General features: G+C 52.8%; 2 protein-coding genes. Both read left to right on the top strand.

Annotated features, from left to right (window positions below; all coding sequences use genetic code 11):
- Positions 1 to 504, top strand: a 504-nt coding sequence (locus tag NTW95_12545) for a sigma 54-interacting transcriptional regulator (GenBank protein MCX6558237.1), incomplete at its 5' end; no start/stop codon positions are given.
- Positions 505 to 663: 159 nt separating this feature from the next.
- A partial coding sequence (locus NTW95_12540) for an ATP-binding protein (GenBank protein MCX6558236.1) occupies positions 664 to 2398 on the top strand: 1735 nt, incomplete at its 3' end.

Here is a 2398-nt window from a genome sequence, read left to right as displayed (position 1 = left end):
CGGCTGATCGCCGCCTCCAACATCGACCTGGGCAGGGCCGTGGCCGAGGGCAGGTTCAGGGAAGACCTGTTCTACCGCCTGAACGTGGTGGAGATCGAGGTCCCCCCCCTGCGCGAAAGAAGGGAGGACATCGAGGCCATCGCCCGCAACATGCTCCTTTTTTTCGGCCGCAACAGCCACCGGGCATTCAAGGGATTTGGCGAGGAAGCGTTGGCGGCTCTCAGCAAATACTCCTGGCCGGGGAACCTGCGCGAACTGCGCAATACCATCGAGCGCATCACCATCTTCTGCAAGACGGAGATCGTCGGCAGGGAATGCCTTCCGGACAAGATCTGCGCGAGCGAGGAACTCCCGCGCCTGGGAGACGCTGTTCCCCTGGACCGCATCGAGGAAGTCCATATCCGCCGGATCCTGGCGGCGACGTCCTCCCTGCAGCAGGCGGCGGAAACCTTGGGCATTGACCAGGCGACCCTTTGGCGCAAAAGGAAAAAATACAACATCTGATCCCTGGTATCCCGCCCCGTTCGGCCTTGCAAATTGCAATCTTAAAATGAACCTTGATTGCAGAATTCAATTTAGAGCATATAAAAATATTTGAGAAACCCTCCCTGAAGCGTTTCAGGTCTTGGCAAGATACTTGCATGTAATTTCTTGGAGTCGAAAATGAATTTTACTTTGCGGCAAAAGATTTCTGCGGTATTCGCCATGTTGTTGGTGATCGCGGTCCTGATATCCTGGCAAAGCATTCAACGCTTCAACCAGCTTGGCAGGTCCATCGACGTGATACTGAAGGAGAACTACCACAGCGTCATCGCCTGCCAGCAGATGAAGGATGCCTTGGAAAGAATGGACAGCGGATTGCTGTTCATACTTGCGGATTTCGTAAAAGAAGGAGTCGAGCAAATTGAAGCCAACCGCGAGCACTTCAAGGCAGCTCTGGAAATTGAACTGCACAACCTGACCCTGCCCGAAGAATCCGCTCAAGCCTTTGAATTGAAATCCTTGTTCAATCTCTATGGCGCAGGTCTCAAGAAGTTTATGACCTCCCAGCCGGAGGCCCTACGGAAAATTTATTCGGAAAATCTCTTTCCCCTCTTCAAGCAAATAAAATCCAAGGCAGAATCAATCCTGCAGATGAACCAGGAGAACATGAATGAGGCCAGCAACCGGGCCAGACGCAAGGCAGCCGAGGCCCGCCGCGACATGTACTTTTTCCTGGGCCTTTCAGCCCTGATCATATTGTTTTTCATGCTCTTCAGCAACCGCTGGATCCTGAAACCCATCCAGCACTTTATCGCTTCCACCAAGGAAATCCGCAAGGGGAATTTGAACCTGGTGATCAAAGTGGACACCCGCGATGAGATCGGTCAGCTATCCGAGGCCTTCAATGACATGGTAGCCAGCTTGAGGCTTTTTCGTCGCTCCGATCAGATGAAGCTTCTGAGGATACAGCGCTCCACGCAAGAGGCGTTCAAAAACCTGCCGGCGATCATCGCCATTGTCGATGCGGAAGGAATAATCGAAATCGCCACAACGGCGGCGCGCACAAATTTCGGTCTGGTTCCCAATACATCGATCGAACAGGCGCCTTTTCCCTGGCTGGCAGAAATCCAGCGCAGCAGCATGAAAAATCCGGCTCAACCCGGCGCTGAAATAAAACATGAAATAATCCAGCAATTCAGCGATAACCAGGAACGGTTTTTTAAACCGCGGCTGATTCCCATTTTCGATGATGAGAAGGAGTTCAACGGTTCGATCATCATCCTGGAGGACGTGACCTTGCTGATGCAGAACGATGAAATAAAAAAGGACCTGTTTTCAACGATCTCCCACCAGATAAAAACCCCTCTGACGGCGATCCGCATGGCGCTGCATCTCCTGTTGGAGGAAAACGTCGGGGATTTGAACGACAAGCAGGCCGATCTGTTGGTTTCCGCACGGGATGAAAGCGAAAGGTTGAACAGGATTATCGAGGATCTCCTGGATATCAGGCGTCTGGAATCCGGCACCGTCAGGTTGAGTATGACGGCTGTTTCACCGTATGAATTGGTGGAGGAAGCGAGCAACCCGTTTTTCCGCCAAGCCCAGGACAGGGGCATGCGTCTGGAAATAGATCTGCCCGCCGATCTGCCCGATGTGTGCGCCGACCGTTCGCGGATTTCCTATGTATTCGCCAATCTCCTTTCCAACGCCATCACGTATTCCCCCGTCGGCAGCGTGGTGCGTCTGTCGGCAAAAGTGGATGGAGAAAAGGTTGTGTTTTCAGTTTCGGATAATGGCTGCGGCATTCCGAAAAAACATCAAAAAAGGGTCTTCGAGAAATTTTTCCGGGTTCCCGGGCAGAAAGCGGAAGGCGGGGTCGGTTTGGGCTTGAGCATCGCTAAAGAGATCATCACGG

It is taken from the genome of Candidatus Aminicenantes bacterium (assembly GCA_026393795.1).
In the GTDB taxonomy this organism is placed as follows: domain Bacteria; phylum Acidobacteriota; class Aminicenantia; order UBA2199; family UBA2199; genus UBA2199.
This window is presented reverse-complemented; position numbering and strand designations above follow the sequence as displayed.